The sequence below is a fragment of the Autumnicola patrickiae genome (assembly GCF_031846525.1).
Lineage (GTDB): Bacteria > Bacteroidota > Bacteroidia > Flavobacteriales > Flavobacteriaceae > Autumnicola > Autumnicola patrickiae.
The window spans coordinates 59,884-76,024 of sequence record NZ_JAVRHM010000011.1; the positions used below are offsets into that span (position 1 = coordinate 59,884).

General features: G+C 41.5%; 14 protein-coding genes and 1 riboswitch. Of the genes, 5 read left to right on the forward strand and 9 right to left on the reverse strand.

Annotated features, from left to right (window positions below):
* Positions 1-146: 146 nt before the first annotated feature.
* Entirely contained in the window at positions 147-641 is a 495-nt protein-coding gene (locus tag RM549_RS10745) for a VOC family protein (RefSeq protein WP_311684601.1), read from the forward strand.
* A 118-nt stretch (positions 642-759) separates the two neighbouring features.
* Here the strand turns inward: RM549_RS10745 and RM549_RS10750 are convergent, their stop codons facing one another.
* Together RM549_RS10750 and RM549_RS10755 are read right to left on the reverse strand one after the other, a co-directional pair.
* Positions 760-3,315, reverse strand: a complete 2,556-nt coding sequence (locus RM549_RS10750) for an ABC transporter permease (protein ID WP_311684603.1) — start codon at positions 3,313-3,315, stop codon at positions 760-762.
* The gene (locus RM549_RS10755) at positions 3,312-3,998 is read right to left on the reverse strand and encodes an ABC transporter ATP-binding protein (protein WP_311684605.1); all 687 of its coding nucleotides are present in this window, start codon (positions 3,996-3,998) and stop codon (positions 3,312-3,314) included. The genes RM549_RS10750 and RM549_RS10755 overlap by 4 nt, the downstream gene beginning before the upstream one ends.
* Positions 3,999-4,059: 61 nt before the next feature.
* On the opposite strand from RM549_RS10755, the gene RM549_RS10760 reads away from it, so the two are divergent.
* A complete protein-coding gene (locus RM549_RS10760) occupies positions 4,060-4,752 on the forward strand; it encodes an arylesterase (RefSeq protein WP_311684607.1) in 693 nt (230 codons plus the stop codon).
* Between the two features lie 134 nt (positions 4,753-4,886).
* On the opposite strand, the gene RM549_RS10765 is transcribed toward RM549_RS10760, so the two are convergent.
* The 7 genes from RM549_RS10765 to RM549_RS10795 all read right to left on the reverse strand — a co-directional run bounded on the left by RM549_RS10765 (position 4,887) and on the right by RM549_RS10795 (position 11,759).
* A complete protein-coding gene (locus tag RM549_RS10765; protein WP_311684609.1) occupies positions 4,887-5,270 on the reverse strand; it encodes a DUF3037 domain-containing protein in 384 nt (127 codons plus the stop codon).
* A complete protein-coding gene (locus RM549_RS10770) occupies positions 5,260-6,039 on the reverse strand; it encodes a HipA family kinase (protein ID WP_311684611.1) in 780 nt (259 codons plus the stop codon). Before RM549_RS10770 ends, RM549_RS10765 begins: the two co-directional genes overlap by 11 nt.
* 33 nt (positions 6,040-6,072) lie before the next feature.
* Positions 6,073-6,291: an exodeoxyribonuclease VII small subunit gene (gene xseB, locus RM549_RS10775; RefSeq protein WP_311684613.1), complete on the reverse strand. Its 219-nt coding sequence runs from the start codon at positions 6,289-6,291 to the stop codon at positions 6,073-6,075.
* Positions 6,284-7,612: an exodeoxyribonuclease VII large subunit gene (gene xseA / locus RM549_RS10780; RefSeq protein WP_311684615.1), complete on the reverse strand. Its 1,329-nt coding sequence runs from the start codon at positions 7,610-7,612 to the stop codon at positions 6,284-6,286. The genes xseB and xseA overlap by 8 nt, the downstream gene beginning before the upstream one ends.
* A gap of 104 nt (positions 7,613-7,716) precedes the next feature.
* Positions 7,717-8,796 carry an endonuclease/exonuclease/phosphatase family protein gene (locus RM549_RS10785; protein ID WP_311684618.1) on the reverse strand — a complete coding sequence of 360 codons (1,080 nt, stop codon included), beginning with the start codon at positions 8,794-8,796 and terminating at the stop codon, positions 7,717-7,719.
* A 108-nt stretch (positions 8,797-8,904) separates the two neighbouring features.
* Complete coding sequence (locus RM549_RS10790) at positions 8,905-10,644, reverse strand: mechanosensitive ion channel family protein (protein WP_311684620.1); 1,740 nt, start codon at positions 10,642-10,644, stop codon at positions 8,905-8,907.
* 326 nt (positions 10,645-10,970) lie between these two features.
* Positions 10,971-11,759: a PhzF family phenazine biosynthesis protein gene (locus RM549_RS10795; protein WP_311684622.1), complete on the reverse strand. Its 789-nt coding sequence runs from the start codon at positions 11,757-11,759 to the stop codon at positions 10,971-10,973.
* Positions 11,760-12,261: 502 nt separating this feature from the next.
* On the opposite strand from RM549_RS10795, the gene RM549_RS10800 reads away from it, so the two are divergent.
* The 3 genes from RM549_RS10800 to thiC all read left to right on the forward strand — a co-directional run bounded on the left by RM549_RS10800 (position 12,262) and on the right by thiC (position 16,139).
* Positions 12,262-13,662 (forward strand): exonuclease domain-containing protein, encoded by a 1,401-nt coding sequence (locus tag RM549_RS10800; protein ID WP_311684624.1) that lies wholly within the window; start codon positions 12,262-12,264, stop codon positions 13,660-13,662.
* 162 nt (positions 13,663-13,824) lie between these two features.
* A riboswitch (TPP riboswitch) is annotated at positions 13,825-13,924 on the forward strand.
* Positions 13,925-14,021: 97 nt separating this feature from the next.
* Positions 14,022-14,225, forward strand: a complete 204-nt coding sequence (gene thiS, locus RM549_RS10805) for a sulfur carrier protein ThiS (RefSeq protein WP_311684626.1) — start codon at positions 14,022-14,024, stop codon at positions 14,223-14,225.
* Positions 14,226-14,282: 57 nt separating this feature from the next.
* Positions 14,283-16,139 carry a phosphomethylpyrimidine synthase ThiC gene (gene thiC / locus RM549_RS10810; protein WP_311684633.1) on the forward strand — a complete coding sequence of 619 codons (1,857 nt, stop codon included), beginning with the start codon at positions 14,283-14,285 and terminating at the stop codon, positions 16,137-16,139.
* Positions 16,140-16,141: the final 2 nt, after the last annotated feature.

Genomic DNA, 16,141 nt, shown 5'->3' on the forward strand with positions numbered 1-16,141 from the left:
TTATTGTAATTAATAAATAGCTCCGGATTCTCTTTTGATCCGGAGCTTTTTTTATAGAAAATTTTATTCTATGACTATCTTCTTTTGGTAAATGCTGAAAATTTTTTGGCTTCGGAAGTTTCTTCTGAATTTACTAAATTGGAGAAATGAAAGAGAACTATAAAATACCTGCACAAACCCGGATTGGTCACATTCACCTGAAGGTTTCCAATATTGAAAATGCCTTAACTTTTTATCATGATCTGCTTACTTTTGAAATTACTGAAAGAATGGGCGACCAGGCCGTTTTTCTCTCTGCCGGGGGTTATCATCATCATATCGCACTGAATACATGGAACAGTAAAGATGCACCACAGGCATCGAAAAAAGGAGTCGGATTATTTCATACGGCTATAGTTTATCCTACAAGAAAGGATCTCGCTGAGGTTCTGAAACGTCTGCTTGAAGCAGATTATCCGTTGACCGGAGTGGCAGATCACGGAGTTTCCGAAGCTTTATATATGGACGATCCAGATGGCAACGGAGTAGAACTTTATTGGGACCGGCCCCGTGACCAATGGCCAAAAAAGCCCGATGGTTCCGTCAGAATGTATACCCGCAATCTGGATCTTCAGGATCTATTGGCAGAGATGGACAAATAATTTGATTAGAAATTATTCAGGTTTAAATGTTTCCTTTTGAAGGTTTCAATCTTTATTTCAGGATTTACACCGTAAAACTCATTTTACCTGAAACAAAGCCAGGCACCAAAAATGCCAGTTATCGTACTTCTTTCCGAAGCACCTCCAGCGGCGGACTTTTAATTACGCTTAAACTATTTCCAACTCCAATAATCAGCACCAGCAAAGTGATTCCCGGGAAAAGGATTAAAAACGGAATCCATGAAGGTGTAAAAGGGGATTCAAACAGAAAGTAGGCGAGTAACTGGCTGCTTACCAGCGATAATAAAATGCCCGATAGGCTTCCTAAAATCCCTAGATACAAATATTCCAATGCTGTAATCTTCAGGATCTGACTATTTTTAGCACCTATTGTTCTTAAAAGAACACTTTCCCTGATTCTCTGGTATTTGCTGGTCCGTACCGCTCCCAGCAATACAATTATTCCGGTAAGAATACTAAAAAATGCCATAAAATTGATAAGCCAGGAGATCTTGTCGAGAATCCCTTCAATAACACTTAGTACCTGCCTTAAATCAATCACAGTAACATTCGGAAAGTTCTGCACCAGTTCCTGCTGCAATGCCGCTGAAGCGTTCTGGGTAGCTTTGGTCGTGAGTACCCTAAATTGCGGGGCTTCTTCCAGCACACCTTCAGGGAAAACTATTGAGAAGTTTAGCTGCATCCGTGCCCAGTCTACTGTGCGAACACTTCCGACCACAACAGGTAAGATCACGCCCTGAACATTAAATGTCAGTTCATCCCCAACCGTAACTTTAGCATCTTCAGCAAAATTATCACTAATGGAAATTGGCACCGGTTCGCCCTCTGTTTGTACTGAAGAAATCCATTCTCCCTGCGCAAGAGTTTCCGAAGCAATTAAAGAATCACGGTACGTCACCCGGAATTCGTGGTGTAGCACCCAGCCATTCACGCGGGAAGTGGTATCCTCCCTAATTTCGTTTACAGATTTTCCTTTGATGCTCTGTACCCGCATCGTTACTATCGGGATATCGCTTAGTACCTCAAGCTCATTGCCGATAATTGCCTTTTTGACGGCCTCTCTTTGTTCACTCTGCACATCGAGCAGAATGATATTCGGACTCTCAGTTTGAGATTCAATTGTGGCCTGGGCCAGCAGGAGATCTTTGCTGAAGTATAGCGTACTGATAAGAAAAGTACCTACTCCAATGGCCAAAATGAGCGTCAGCGTCTGATTTTGCGGCCTAAAAAGGTTAAGCAGGCTCTGCCGGGGCACAAATCCCCAGGAACTCGGGAAAAACTTCTTAATTCCTTTCATAAAAAGCTGCGCAATGGCTGCGAGAATGGAGAAAGTAACAATTATACCGGCTACAAAGGCAAGGGAATATCGCCAATCCTCCAACAGCCAGTAGGAAAAAAGGAAAATGAATAAAAATATACCAAGACCTACAAAAATCCCTGCTTTTCCCGATTTTGATGCACCTTCAGCCTGTACCCGCAAAGCCTGTAAAGGCGAAACATATAAAGTGCTCATTAATGGATATAGTGCGAACAAAACTGACATAAATATTCCGAGGAGAATACCCATAACTATTACCTGTCCCGAAAATGCCATTTCCACATCTACAGGTAAAAGATCCTGCAGGAAAAGCGGAAAAAGTTGCTGAAGCAGAAGTCCGGCGGCAGTACCAATGATGCCGCCTAAAAGTCCCATTGCAGCAATCTGTACGAGGTAAATTAAGAATGTTTGCCTTTGTGAGGCTCCCAGACATTTAAGCACTGCGACCGCGCGCAGTTTTCCTTTAATATAAATATTTATTGCACTGGCAATTCCCACACATCCCAGTAGAAGTGCTATAAATGCCACGAGGTTTAGAAATTTTCCAAAGTTTTCGTACCGCCGCCCCAGCCGCTCACTTGTGGAGGTATGCGTGTCGAGGTCGGCATCATTTTCGTCAAGGATAGGATCCAGCTCATCATCCAGCTTCTCCATGTCGGTTTGAGGAGCGACAAAGTAATATTTATAATCTATGCGGCTTCCCGTTTGTACCAGTCCGGTTTCACTTATAAATTTATACGGAATAAGCACTGGTGGCGCCACAGAGCTGAAAAGCGATGTGCTTCCCGGCACAGATTTTAAAGCGCCCGAAATGGGCAAAGTGACATTTCCGATTTTTATACTGTCCCCAACTTTGATCCCCAGCTGCAGCATCAAAGTTTCATCTACTAAAGCGGCATTTTCTTGCTGGTATGCATTTGCCGCTGAAGTTGGTTCTGTTTCTACTATTCCGTAGTAGGGAAAACCTCCTTCGATTCCCCTTACCTGTACAAGTTTGGTGCCCTGATTACCGGGAAAGGCAGCCATAGAGGCAAAACTTATTTCGCGTCCATCTGCGCCACCCAGGGAATCAATGACTTCAGTTACCCTTTCGTTTACCGGATTGTCACTGTCGATAATAAAATCGGCGCCCATCAGGGATTTCGATTGTAGCGCGATATTTTCTTTCAGCGTTTCTCCAAAAGATTGTATTGAGACCACCGCGGCGATTCCCAATACAATAGAAGCCATAAACAGGCTTAATTTCTTTCCGCTGGCTTTGCCGTCACGCCAGGCCATTTTTGCAATCCACCCAAAATTTGCTTTTTCAGGAATACTGTTCTCTTCGTTGCTCATATTGCTGAATTTTCTTTTTCAACAATTTTTCCGCCCTTCAGTTTAAGAACATGTTCGGTTTTTTGTGCCAGTTCCAGGTCGTGAGTGACGATAACCAACGTAGTTCCTGCTTCCCTGTTAAGCTCAAAAAGTAATTGCTCTACCTTTGCGCCGGTTTCTGCATCCAGGTTTCCTGTAGGCTCATCGGCAAAAAGGATTTTTGGTGCGTTGGAAAAAGCCCTTGCCACAGCTACCCGTTGTTGTTCCCCGCCCGAAAGTTGGGAGGGATAATGATTAACCCGATCTCCGAGTCCGACTTTTTCCAGGAGCTCCTTTCCTTTTTTAGAAGCGTTTTTTGCACCCTGAAGTTCCAGTGGTACTGCAACATTTTCCAGTGCGGTAAGTGTTGGCAATAACTGGAAATCCTGAAAAACAAAGCCTATGTTCCTGTTTCGCAGCAGTGCCCGTTCATCTTCATTAAGCGAACTTAATTCAGTTCCGCAAAGGGTGATGCTGCCGGAATCTGCTCTGTCCAGTCCGGCACAAAGCCCCAGTAGCGTAGTTTTTCCGCTTCCGGACGGTCCCACAATGGCAAAAGTTTCACGTTCTTCTATATTAAAACTGATATCGTGCAGTACCGTCAGGTTTTTTGAGCCACTGGAATAGCTTTTTACAAGGTTGTGCACTTCTAATATTTTTGCCATCTTTAGTTTCTTTTTCAGGAAAGACAAAATAATGAAATGATTTCGATTTAATACCCCTGCTATGAGAAACTTGATGCTGATTTTTCCGATGTTTTTTTTTCTTTCTTTTATTTCCTGTGGGGATTCTGCTCAAAAGGAAAATAAGAATGAAGTAGAGGAGGAGATTTCTTCTGAAAACGAGTCTGCTGTTGGAAATGAAACTAAAACAATTCTTTTCTTCGGAAACAGCCTTACGGCCGGTATGGGATTAGATCCCGAGGAAGCCTTTCCGGCTTTAATTCAGCAAAAAATTGATTCTTTAGGTCTGGATTATGAGGTGGTGAATGCCGGATTAAGCGGAGAAACCACATCCGGTGGTCGAAACCGGATTGATTGGGTGCTGAATCAAAATGTTGATGTATTTGTGTTGGAGCTGGGTGCCAACGACGGATTGCGTGGAGTGCCACTGGAAGAAACCAGAAGAAACCTGCAGGCGATTATGGACAAAGTGTGGGAGGAGAATCCTGATACTGAAATTATCCTCACCGGAATGCAGATTCCGCCTAATCTTGGCCAGGAATATGGCGCTGAATTCCGGAATATTTTTCCTGAACTGGCAGAGGAAAATGATGTAAAGCTTATTCCGTTTTTACTCGAAGATGTTGCAGGTAACCCGGAACTGAATCAGCAGGACGGCATCCATCCCACGGCTGAAGGACAAAAGATCCTGGCGCAGAATGTTTGGGAGGTTTTGGAGACAGTAATTACCGAGTGATTTCTTCGTGCCTCAAAATTGGCAATTATCTACCTTTTCTTTATCACGAATTCACGAATATTCATAGTTGTATTAACTTAATAATGAGACCTCACAGGTTTTAAACCTGTGAGGTCTCATTATTAAGAATAAATTTAAAGCACCATCTCTCTGAAAATTCTTTTAATAGTGGTGTCCAATTCACCGCACATTCCGGGATGAGGTCGGGAAGTTTGGATTACAGAACTGCGCACCGCTGTAAGCCATCGGAAGCGGGAAGGCACGTCCAGTTGCGCTATGGGTCCGCCATCTTTTACGCCTTCGCTGATCTTCTTTAAGGATTGCAGATTTTTTTCGATTTGATCCAGGTCAATATCTGCTGCAAGACATCTTAAACGGGCTTCATCAAGTTTATAGATCACCTTCAGAAATTTCTCTCTTTTACAAAAGAAGATAATGCCCACATTCAGAAATTCCTCCCTTTCCACCTTCGGCAAGACCCTGATTACAGCATATTCATATAAGTGCCTATCTTGCATTTTTTGCTTCTTTTATCAATATTTCTGAATTTTCCAGCCTTATCAATAAAAACCGGGCGTAAGTTTCTTTTATCTCTTCAGGACTTTCTTCTGCTCCTTCCCATTCGAGCCATTCCGCCGGAATAAGATTTACAATATTTCTAATTTTTTCTTCAGTAAGAATGACTTTACACTCTTCGTCCACTTCCTTTAGTTTTGACGCCTCGGGCAATAAAACATGATCTTTAATCAGGTTAAATGGAGTCTTTGCGCTCTTCTCCATATTTGTCCAGGAATGGTGGAAATAGAAGGAGGCACCGTGATCAATAAGCCATAATTCCTTGTGCCAGATGAGCATATTTGTATTCCGGTAGCTGCGGTCTACGTTGGTGATAAAAGCATCCAGCCATACAATTTTGGAGGCGAGCAAAGGATCTACTTTGGTGACTACCGGATCAAAATTTATGGCTCCGGAAAGAAAATGCAGTGCAAGATTTAATCCCTGACTTGCTTTTAGAAGATCCTGAATTTCTTCGTCTCCTTCAGTTCTTCCAAAAGCTTCGTGTAAATTTGCAAATACCAACTCGGGCACTTTAAAACCTAGCGCCCTGGCAATTTCACCTCCCAGCAGTTCGGCAATAAGTGCTTTTACCCCGTGTCCCGCGCCTTTAAATTTCAGCACATATTTAAAATCATCGTCAGCTTCGGCCAGTGCAGGTAAGGAGCCGCCTTCACGCAGAGGAGTGATATATCGTGTAACGGTAACCGTTCTTAACTCGTTAGAATTCATCTTTAATTTCTGAAGGTGGGCAAATTTAAAAGATTATTTCGCGTCACCAATAGAATAATTTTTTATCTCTTCCAGCACCTCCTGAACGCTTTTTTCTGTTTTAAAGAGCTTGTCCTTACATATTTTTAGAAGTTCTGAAGCACGTTTTATTTTAATGTCCAGTTCGTCTATACTAATTTCTGAATTTTCCATTTCAGAGACGATTTCCTGCAATTCGGCATTTGCACTGGTGTAATCTATATCTTCAGTCATTATCGGGATTTTTATTTATTTTTTCGATTCGGCTGTCAATTGTACCGGAATATAACTGCGTTTCCAGTAAAACTTCAGGATCAAGTTCTTCAGTATTTCGAATAATTTTTCCGTTTTGGCGCGTGATGCTGAAACCTCTTTTCAGAATATTTTCCGGAGAGAGCATGCCGATTTTCTCCTGCGTGAATTTCAGGTTCTTTTGCTCTTCTTTAATTGGTTTTTGAGCAAGGGAGAGAATCGATTTTTGCGTTTGAAGAAGATTCATTTTCTGTTCCTCAATTGTTCCCCTGGAAAAGTTTTTAAGCTGAAAAACATATTGGTTCAATTCTGCTTTGGAACGATCCAATGAGCGTTGTGTAAAGGAAGAAAACAGCCTCGCCGTCTCTTTAAGATTGTTCTTTTGATCTTTGAATAACCAGTTTGTGTGATTCTGAATTTTCTGCTCAGCCTCTTTTAACGGCATCGCAAAATCATGATACTTCTGAAGGAGGAATTCCGCAATTTTGGTGGGCGTGATAAAGCTTTGAAAGCTTACCAGTTCGCTCACGGTTTCATTAGTTGCATGGCCTATTCCCGTTAAGACCGGCAGGGGGAAAGTGGCGATTCTTTTTGCCAGAAGGTAATTGTCGAAAGAACTGAGTCCTATTTCGCCACCGCCACCGCGGATAATCGCTACAGCATCAAATACGTTCTGATATTTCTGAATATTATCCAGTTGCTCGAGGATCATTTTTGTGGAGCGTTCCCCCTGTAGAATAGCCGGAAAAAGAAGATGATGAAACTTATACTTCCACGGATTTTTATCGATCACATCCAGGAAATCCTGATAGCCTTTACTGGTTTGTACAGAGATTACCGCTATAGTTTTTGGAAGTACAGGAAGGTTTAGCTTTTTGTTTTCAGCAAAAATATTTTCGGCTTTGAGTCTGGCAATAGTCTCCGCTTTTTCCCTTGCAAGTTCTCCCAAAGTATATTCAGGATCTATGTCGATGATGTTTAGGGCGAGTCCGTGAATAGGATGATATGTTACAGAACCCTGGATGACCACCGTCATATCGTTTTTAAGTTCTTCCCTCAAAACAGATTTAAATTTGGTGTTTATCGTTTCAAAGTGGGAAGCCCAGATATTGCCGCGCATTTCTGCGATTACTTTTCCGTTTTTTTTCTCTACCAGCGTGGGGTAGCAGTGGCCACTTTTGGGATAGTGATTGAGTTTTACAATTTCAGCTTTTATCCAGACAATTTTGTTGCATTGGGTATGGATCACCTTTTCAATGGACCTGCTTAGGCTGGATAAGGAAAAAATTTTCTTTTCAGACATTTTTAAGCTGAAGTTAGCTCCTTAAAGGTATCAAATTTTTGCAAATTTCGACTGAAAACTTCTGATTGTAAAGTGTTCTTTTTCTGAAAATTTTCAGGAAAAGATTATAAGTTCCGTACCATGGGATTTGCTTTTTCGATTTTTTCCTCTGCCCATTCCTGTTCCTCCTCATCTGCCCTTTCAGGTTTTTCCTGGATATTTTCTACGTAAGATTCATAATTAAGCCGAATAAAGATTGGAAAATGGTCAGATCCTATACTTTTTAATCTTTTTATAGTGATTAGCGAGAAATCTGAGGTGTGAAAAACGTGATCCAAGGGCCAGCGAAAAATAGGATAACCAGTGTGGAAGGTATTGAAAAATCCCCTTCCTATACGTGGATCCAGCAATCCGCTTAGGTTCTGGAAAAGTCTTGTAGTCCTGGACCAGGCTACATCGTTAAGATCACCAAAAACTAAAGTGGTTTCATCATTTTCTTTCACTTCTTTACCCACCAGCAATAGTTCTGCATCGCGGTTTGTAGAATTAGCGTCTTCAGAAGGACTTGGAGGCTTGGGGTGCAAACAATGAATTTTTACCTTTTTTCCGCTTCTTAACCGCACCCATCCATGGATAGAAGGAATTTCTTCAGAAATAATATATTTAACTTTAATATCTACAAGTTCCAGTTTTGAATAAAGATGCATTCCGTAGAGGTTATCCTGCGGAATTTTAACAGTGTGCGGGTAATCTTTTTCTATGATCTCCAGCTCTTTTTCCCAAATTTGGTCTGTCTCCAGGGTGAGGACGATATCTGGTTCCAAATTGTGAATTTCGGAAATAAGGAGATTATATTTTTTGTTACTTGTAAGGACATTGCTAACAAGGATAGAAATCAGGTTTTTTTCGTCATTTGGTATGGACTTCATCACCTGTTTTTTGGCAAATATGGTGTATGGAAAAATTTTTATCGCCTGGTAGATAAAACTAACAACCAATAAGACGGTGAGGATGATCTGCCACGTATCTTCAAAGGAATATATAGACAAGCAATAGATTAGAACCGCAAGTATAAGAACGCTAATCTGCAACCTTGGAAAATCAAAGCCTCTAATCCACCACTGATCGTATGTTGTAAGGGAAGCGATAGTTGGCACAAGTGCCAGGAAGCCAAAAAAAACGGCCGCTATTTCGGGGAAAGTCATATTAATAAAAGCATATAAAAATTTACAAATATACTCTTTGTTTTTATTCGGAAGTGCTTAAAATCAGATAGATTTAAAGGTATATCAGAAATGGCAATTTTCGACAATTTAAAGACCCGGAATTTTCCCTGTACCGTGGTCTTTGGCTGTTGTGGAACCTTGTGGAGGATATGGAGTTTGATCTTTAAGGTCTTTGATCCTTTCTGGGTCAAACTTCGGAATTTGAAGTTCACCATTTTCTTTCCATTTTTTAACTTTCTCTTCTGCAGTTCTTGATTTTTCCTGAGACAGACCCTGATCTTTGGCAAAATAAATGGTTTGGGAAGGAAACGCAAAGCCGGTACCACTTTGTTCAACAACATCCATAAGTTGCAAAAGTAAATCTTCCCTTACTTCAAGAAATTCATCAAAAGTTTTTACTGTAATATAAGAGAACACCTCCAGGTTTATAGAATCTGCTCCCAGTTCTATAAACCTAACCCGTGCCGGTTCTGGAGACACCAGGGGATGCGCATAAAGCACAGCGCGTAACTCTACGAGAAGATACCTAATCTGGTCCGGAGTGGTTTCATATCTTAAACTTAAAACCGTCTGAAACCAGAATTGATCGCGATGCGCATAATTTTCGATATTTTCAGAAGAAAATTGTCCGTTAGGTATGGTCACTACTGTTCTGGCCAATGTGCGTATGCGGGTGGAGCGCATTCCTATTTTTTCTACAGTTCCAACGGTATCTCCTACTTTACAAAAATCACCTACCCTTACCGGCTGATCTGCAATCACCGTGACACTTCCAACAAAATTTTCGATGGTTTTTTGCGCACCCAGTGCCAACGCAATACCACCAATTCCCAGGGCAGCCAATCCTGTGGTGACATCTACTCCAACAAATCCTAAAACGGCAATTATCCCGAAGATTACAATAGCAACTTTTGCTGTTCGCTGCAGGAATAGTACAACCGAAACGCCGGAAACACTACCGCGATGACTCAGCTGGCGCTTACTAAATGAACCTATAAGTTCGGTAAGGCTCCACAGCAGGATTAAAAAAGCAAGTAATCCAATAATAAGTGTTATCCCGCTAAACTTCTGTCTTAGGATAATTGATATTCCTATTTGCTGAGAAATGGATACAAAAAGAAGTACTGCAAGATAAAGCCGAATAGGGAGTGCAAAGGCTTTAATGATGTGCGAGGTAGGTTCTGTTCTTGCTTTTTTCCAGCTTAAACGAATAATAAACCGGATTGTAAAAACAATACTCCATGCGACCAGGTAAGACAGAATAGCCAGAAGTATAGCTATAATCCATTGCCCAATGGGAATTCCTCCCCAAAGGTTATCGTGTAAAAAAGCAGGCATATATCGTTCCAGATGTAATGTATCTTCTACAGTAACATCTGCAATGGTCTTAATTGTTTCAGAAGCAAATAACCAGATGGGGCCACCTTCAGGTCCTTCAATGGCTTCTACATATAAATTTATTTCTTCGTCCCCAATTGTTACTGTTCCTACCTGGTCTACATCTGGCGGCAATCCCTCATCTTCGCTACCTTCGATCTCATCACTAATCCAGGAATAGGGGAGGATGTTGCCACGACGATCCAGCAATCCCTGAAGGGTTTGTGCCAGCCGTTCTTCTTCCTGCTCACCGGGAATTTGCTCCAGATTAAGATACTCACTGGCCCTGGAATAATCCTGCTCAGAAACTGCACTTATAAAACCACTAACGGTTCCGCGTGGAGTGCGCCTGCCAAGTGGGTCTGCCGGCAATTCCGGCTCAGCGGCTTCCTCTTCTGCAGTTTGGGTTCCGGGAATAAGCTGAGCATTTCCTTCAAGAGGATTTAACATTAAAAAACTGGTGATAAAACAGACCAGAAAAAAATTTTGGTAATGGAAATTAGGACTGAAAATCATGGCGGCTAAGATAAGTTTTAATGTCTTTTTACATCGTTAAAATTCAAAAAACAGGTAAATCAATTGCTGAATAAAATGCTCAACTATTTAGAAAAAAAGCTTATTGCACAAGTCTCCAGAGCATATATTCTGAATATTTAGATATATCCCTATGAGGTTACCATTTTAAATGGCAATTATCGGCATTATGGTATTAAAATAAGATACAAGATGAAGCCGAAGTGGATTCTTTGCTCAAAGGAATTTGACTTTAATTAATGTTACTCCGTCCAAAGTTTCCCAATGGAGTAAGTTCGCGCATTACCGCTAATAGCTACCCGGTCACCATTGTTTTTGCAGAAGAGTTTACCTCCACGTTTAGAAATTTGATTAGCATTCATTTCTATTTTATTGAGTTTTTCGCTCCAATAGGGAATTAGGGAACAATGCGCAGATCCTGTTACAGGATCTTCAAAAACCGAAGCGCCCGGAGTAAAAAACCTCGAAACAAAATCACATTTTTTACCCGGTGCAGTAAAAATTACTCCGCCTAAGCCCAACTCCAGTTTATCAAATTTTAACCGGTCAATTTCGATATTTCTAATGTCTTCTTCAGAAGGATAAACTAGGACAAAATCCCTGGCTTTCAATACCTCCTGTGGCTGGATGTTAATCGATTCCTGCAACAACGAAGGTAAAGGAGTAGCGGATGGTTTACGGGAAGGGAAATTGAGGGTATATTCAGAGTTTCCGGTTTCCACTTCAAGTTCTCCGCTTTTTGTTTCGAAAAGAATAGTATTTCTGGAGTAGTGACGAATTTCCTTAAGGGCATGTGCGGTGGCAAGGGTGGCGTGGCCGCAAAGGTCAATTTCAGCTTCAGGAGTAAACCAACGCAGGTGAATTTTTAGTCCGTTGTCTACAAAAAAAGCCGTTTCTGCAACTGCATTTTCCCTGGCTATTTTCAGTAGTAAATCGTCAGATGGCCATTCAGATAAGGGAACGACACAGGCGGGATTTCCGGAGAAAAGTTCGTCTGTAAAAGCGTCTATTTGATAAAGGTGTAATTGCATTTTTAGCTTTTCTGTAAAGTTATAAAATGTATTTTGGAAATAGGCTCTGAGTAACTTCGGAATTAGTGTGAAATATGAGGTCTAAAGCTGCCAATTACAGAGAATGTATCGAGAATTGGCAAATTTGATCCTGACTTTAAAACTGAAGGGTAAGCAGCATCTGAAGTGTTTCTTCTTCCGGAGAATTCTGGAGTTGAAGCCTTGAAAATGGCAATTCTCAATCTTTTTTAGCTTTTGTGAAGCATTTTTTCTTCAGAAATGGTCAGAAAAGCTGATAAAAAGGAACAAATGTTACTTTCTGAATGAATTAGCAACTAAATATTTCCGCTTTTCTGAAGTTTTTAGACGGATTCTAAAAAGGAGGTCGAAAATTGGCAAATTTCAGCATACACTTTTCAGCTTCACCTTCAAAATTGACAATTTCGTAGATGTTATATTTCTTTAAAATATTGGAAATATTCCAATTGTAGGAAATATTCCTAAAATTTGTATATTTGTCTTGATGAAAGATAAAAAATTTGCTGTAATAGATGTTGAGACCACCGGCGGTGGTATAAGTGGTAATCGCCTTACCGAAATTTGTATTGTGCTGTTGCAGGGATCTGAAATTTTGGATAAATACACTACGCTTGTAAATCCTGAAATGCTTATTCCCGGCTATGTTACCTCGCTGACGGGTATTGATAACGGGCTGCTGGAGGATGCTCCAAAATTTCATGAAGTAGCAGATATTATTGATGATTTCACGAAAGATGCTGTTTTTGTGGCTCATAATGTAAATTTCGACTACAACGTGCTTCGGAACGAATTTAAAGCGCTCGGAAGAAACTACTCCAGGAAGAAACTTTGTACCGTTCGCTTATCCCGAAAACTCATACCCGGACTTTTTTCCTACAGTTTGGGCAAATTGTGCAGCTCGATTAATATTCCGCTTACCAACAGGCACAGAGCTGAAGGCGATACCGATGCTACTGTGATTTTGTTTCAGAGACTGCTCGATCTGGATGAAGACGGTGAGGTGTTATCTTCTTTTTTACACCCGCATTCCAAGCACGCCACTTTACCGCCGCATATTTCTGCAGAGCAAATTGATGAGCTGCCGGAGACTCCCGGTATTTACCTGTTTAAGGATAAAAATCATGCGATTATCTACGCCGGGAAAGCGAAAAATATCAAAAAAAGAGTTTGGTCACATTTTTATGATAAGAAAACCAAAGAATATCAACTGGGGCAGGAGACCTCTTATATAGATTTTGAAACTACCGGAAACGAACTGCTGGCACTCCTCCTGGAATCTGATTATATCCGGAAGAAATATCCAAAGTTTAACCGCGCTCAAAAGCGTCCAACTTATACTTACCAGATTATCAGTTATAGAAATCAGCGTGGAATAATTCAACTTGCGATAGGAAGAACGAAGCAGATACAGGATTCTGCAGCCACTTTTTATAATCGTGCCCTGGCTCAGGAAATGCTCGAAAAGCTTTGCGAGACTTTTAATTTATGTCCAAAATATTGCACACTACAATCCAATGTTAGCCAATGTTCTCACTATCGCATCAAGAATTGTGAAGGTATTTGTGAGGGATCAGAATCTGTTGAGAATTACAATGCAAAAGTTGAGGCTGCTATTACTTCTCTTCAAAATGAAAGAGAGACGTATGTGATCAAAGAGAAGGGAAGGCATAAAGATGAGCAGGCTTTTGTTCTGGTTAAAGAAGGCCGATATTACGGCTACGGATTTGTGGACGCTGATGTGCAAATAGAAAACTTTGAAGATTACGAGCCTTTTCTCAAACTACAGGAATCAACTTTCCATACCCACCAGATTATAAGCAGTTATCTACGGAAAAAAGGAACAGAGAATGTAATTCGTTTTGACAACCTGCTTTTGGCAGGGTAGGAGTCCGAGATTTACAAATACAGATTTTCTGCCCTGCCGGGCGCTTTATTCCTGCCAGTCCGGTCTTTTTTCTTCCTTTAAAAAGGTGATTTTTGAAAAGATTTCAAAAAAGAAATTGAAAGACATTTGATTATCAATAAAAATTTCCGTTACATTTGAAAACGTAAACTTTAGGGGTGCTGATTGGTAGCAATCGGCTGAGATAAAACCCTTTGAACCTGATCCGGTTAATACCCGCGAAGGGAAAAGTGTTATTTACATATTTTCTATTATAATTCCGTTTTTGGAGGAATTATGGTTTGTATTTACTTTTTCTTTAGGGAATCCCCCTGCAGTTTACAGCTATTAAATATCAAAAAATGATAACTGTAAACGTAAACAACACTGCCCACACTTTTAATTCACCATCCAATCTTCAGGATCTCCTGACGCAACTAGCTATTTCTGAAAAAGGGATTGCTGTGGCTATCAACAATCAGATTATTTCTAAAAGCGACTGGACCAAACGTGAATTAGCCGAAGGTGAAAATGTACTCATTATAAGGGCTACCCAGGGAGGATAAATGTGCTTCGGGAGCATTTCCGGAAGCAAAACAACATACCACTAAACAGAAGTAATTATGAAAAAGGACCAGACTCCAAAGCAGCAAACCATTAGCCGCGCACCTTTTCCCAACTCCGAAAAAATCTATGTAAGCGGAAAAATTCACCCGGACATAAAAGTGCCGATGCGAAAGATATCCCTCGACGACACAGTGGATAAATTCAACGGAAAAGTAGAGAAAAACGATCCGGTCTTGGTCTATGACACCAGTGGTCCCTATACAGATCCAACGGTAGACATCGATGTTCGAAAAGGGCTGATGCCTATCCGTAACAGCTGGATTGCCGCCCGCGAAGATGTAGAGCAACTCTCCGGGCTTTCTTCAGCTTACGGGCGCGAAAGGGAGGAAAATGAGAAACTGGATGAACTTCGGTTTAAAACAAACCGAAAGCCTCTTAAATCAAAGCCGGGACATAACGTCACCCAAATGCACTACGCCCGGAAAGGAATTATCACTCCTGAAATGGAATACATTGCCATCCGGGAAAATCAGAAACTGGAAGAGATCAAACAAATCTCCGAACAACATCCAGGGCAAAATTTTGGTGCCAGTATTCCGAAAATAATTACTCCGGAATTTGTGCGGGATGAAGTTGCCCGCGGAAGAGCCATTATTCCTTCCAACATTAACCATCCGGAAAATGAACCTATGATCATTGGGCGGAACTTTCTCGTGAAGATAAATGCTAACATCGGTAATTCCGCGGTTACCTCTTCGATTGAAGAAGAAGTGGAAAAAGCCGTTTGGGCATGCCGCTGGGGAGCAGATACGATAATGGATCTTTCTACCGGAAAAAACATCCACGAAACCCGGGAATGGATCCTTAGAAATTCTCCGGTGCCCATAGGGACCGTGCCTATTTACCAGGCGCTGGAAAAAGTTAACGGGAAAGCCGAAGATCTTACCTGGGAAATTTTCCGCGATACGCTTATAGAGCAGGCAGAGCAGGGAGTGGATTATTTCACCATTCACGCCGGAGTCCGTTTAGCGTATGTTCCACACACCGCAAAAAGGGTAACAGGGCTGGTGTCCCGTGGCGGTTCAATTATGGCAAAATGGTGTTTGGCGCATCATCAAGAAAGCTTCCTGTACACACATTTTGAGGAAATCTGCGAGATCATGAAAGCCTATGACGTTTCTTTCTCCCTTGGAGATGGCCTACGTCCCGGAAGTATAGCCGATGCTAATGATTATGCACAATTCGCTGAACTTGAAACTCTGGGAGAACTTACCAAGATCGCCTGGAAACATGATGTGCAGTGCATTATTGAAGGCCCCGGCCATATCCCAATGCACATGATCAAGGAAAACATGGACAAGCAACTTGAGGTATGTGGAGAAGCTCCTTTTTACACTTTAGGACCATTGACCACAGATATCGCGCCCGGTTACGACCACATTACCAGTGGGATTGGTGCCGCAATGATCGGTTGGTTTGGATGTGCGATGCTATGTTATGTGACGCCAAAAGAGCATTTAGGGCTTCCAAATAGAGACGATGTAAAAGAAGGAGTGATCACTTATAAAATCGCTGCCCATGCTGCAGATTTGGCGAAAGGCCATCCCGGCGCACAGCACAGGGATGATGCTTTAAGCAAAGCCCGATTCGAATTCAGATGGGAAGATCAGTTTAATTTGGCGCTTGATCCTGATACCGCAAGATCTTATCACGACGAGACTTTACCTTCTGAAAATGCCAAAGTAGCCCATTTTTGTTCTATGTGCGGACCTAATTTCTGCTCTATGAAAATTACGCAGGACGTTCGGAAATTCGCAGAAGAAAACGGAATGGATACGCAGGAAGCCATCGAGGAAGGAATGAGGAAAAAATCGGAAGAATTTAAGGAGAAAGGAAGCGAAGTTTACCTGTAAAG

Bases quoted from the DNA above. Each gene is read 5' to 3' on its own strand.
- RM549_RS10745 (WP_311684601.1), top strand. From the start codon at position 147: ATGAAAGAGAACTATAAAATACCTGCACAAACCCGGATTGGTCACATT.
- RM549_RS10750 (WP_311684603.1), bottom strand. From the start codon at position 3,315: ATGAGCAACGAAGAGAACAGTATTCCTGAAAAAGCAAATTTTGGGTGG.
- RM549_RS10755 (WP_311684605.1), bottom strand. From the start codon at position 3,998: ATGGCAAAAATATTAGAAGTGCACAACCTTGTAAAAAGCTATTCCAGT.
- RM549_RS10760 (WP_311684607.1), top strand. From the start codon at position 4,060: ATGAGAAACTTGATGCTGATTTTTCCGATGTTTTTTTTTCTTTCTTTT.
- RM549_RS10765 (WP_311684609.1), bottom strand. From the start codon at position 5,270: ATGCAAGATAGGCACTTATATGAATATGCTGTAATCAGGGTCTTGCCG.
- RM549_RS10770 (WP_311684611.1), bottom strand. From the start codon at position 6,039: ATGAATTCTAACGAGTTAAGAACGGTTACCGTTACACGATATATCACT.
- xseB (WP_311684613.1), bottom strand. From the start codon at position 6,291: ATGACTGAAGATATAGATTACACCAGTGCAAATGCCGAATTGCAGGAA.
- xseA (WP_311684615.1), bottom strand. From the start codon at position 7,612: ATGTCTGAAAAGAAAATTTTTTCCTTATCCAGCCTAAGCAGGTCCATT.
- RM549_RS10785 (WP_311684618.1), bottom strand. From the start codon at position 8,796: ATGACTTTCCCCGAAATAGCGGCCGTTTTTTTTGGCTTCCTGGCACTT.
- RM549_RS10790 (WP_311684620.1), bottom strand. From the start codon at position 10,644: ATGTTAAATCCTCTTGAAGGAAATGCTCAGCTTATTCCCGGAACCCAA.
- RM549_RS10795 (WP_311684622.1), bottom strand. From the start codon at position 11,759: ATGCAATTACACCTTTATCAAATAGACGCTTTTACAGACGAACTTTTC.
- RM549_RS10800 (WP_311684624.1), top strand. From the start codon at position 12,262: ATGAAAGATAAAAAATTTGCTGTAATAGATGTTGAGACCACCGGCGGT.
- thiS (WP_311684626.1), top strand. From the start codon at position 14,022: ATGATAACTGTAAACGTAAACAACACTGCCCACACTTTTAATTCACCA.
- thiC (WP_311684633.1), top strand. From the start codon at position 14,283: ATGAAAAAGGACCAGACTCCAAAGCAGCAAACCATTAGCCGCGCACCT.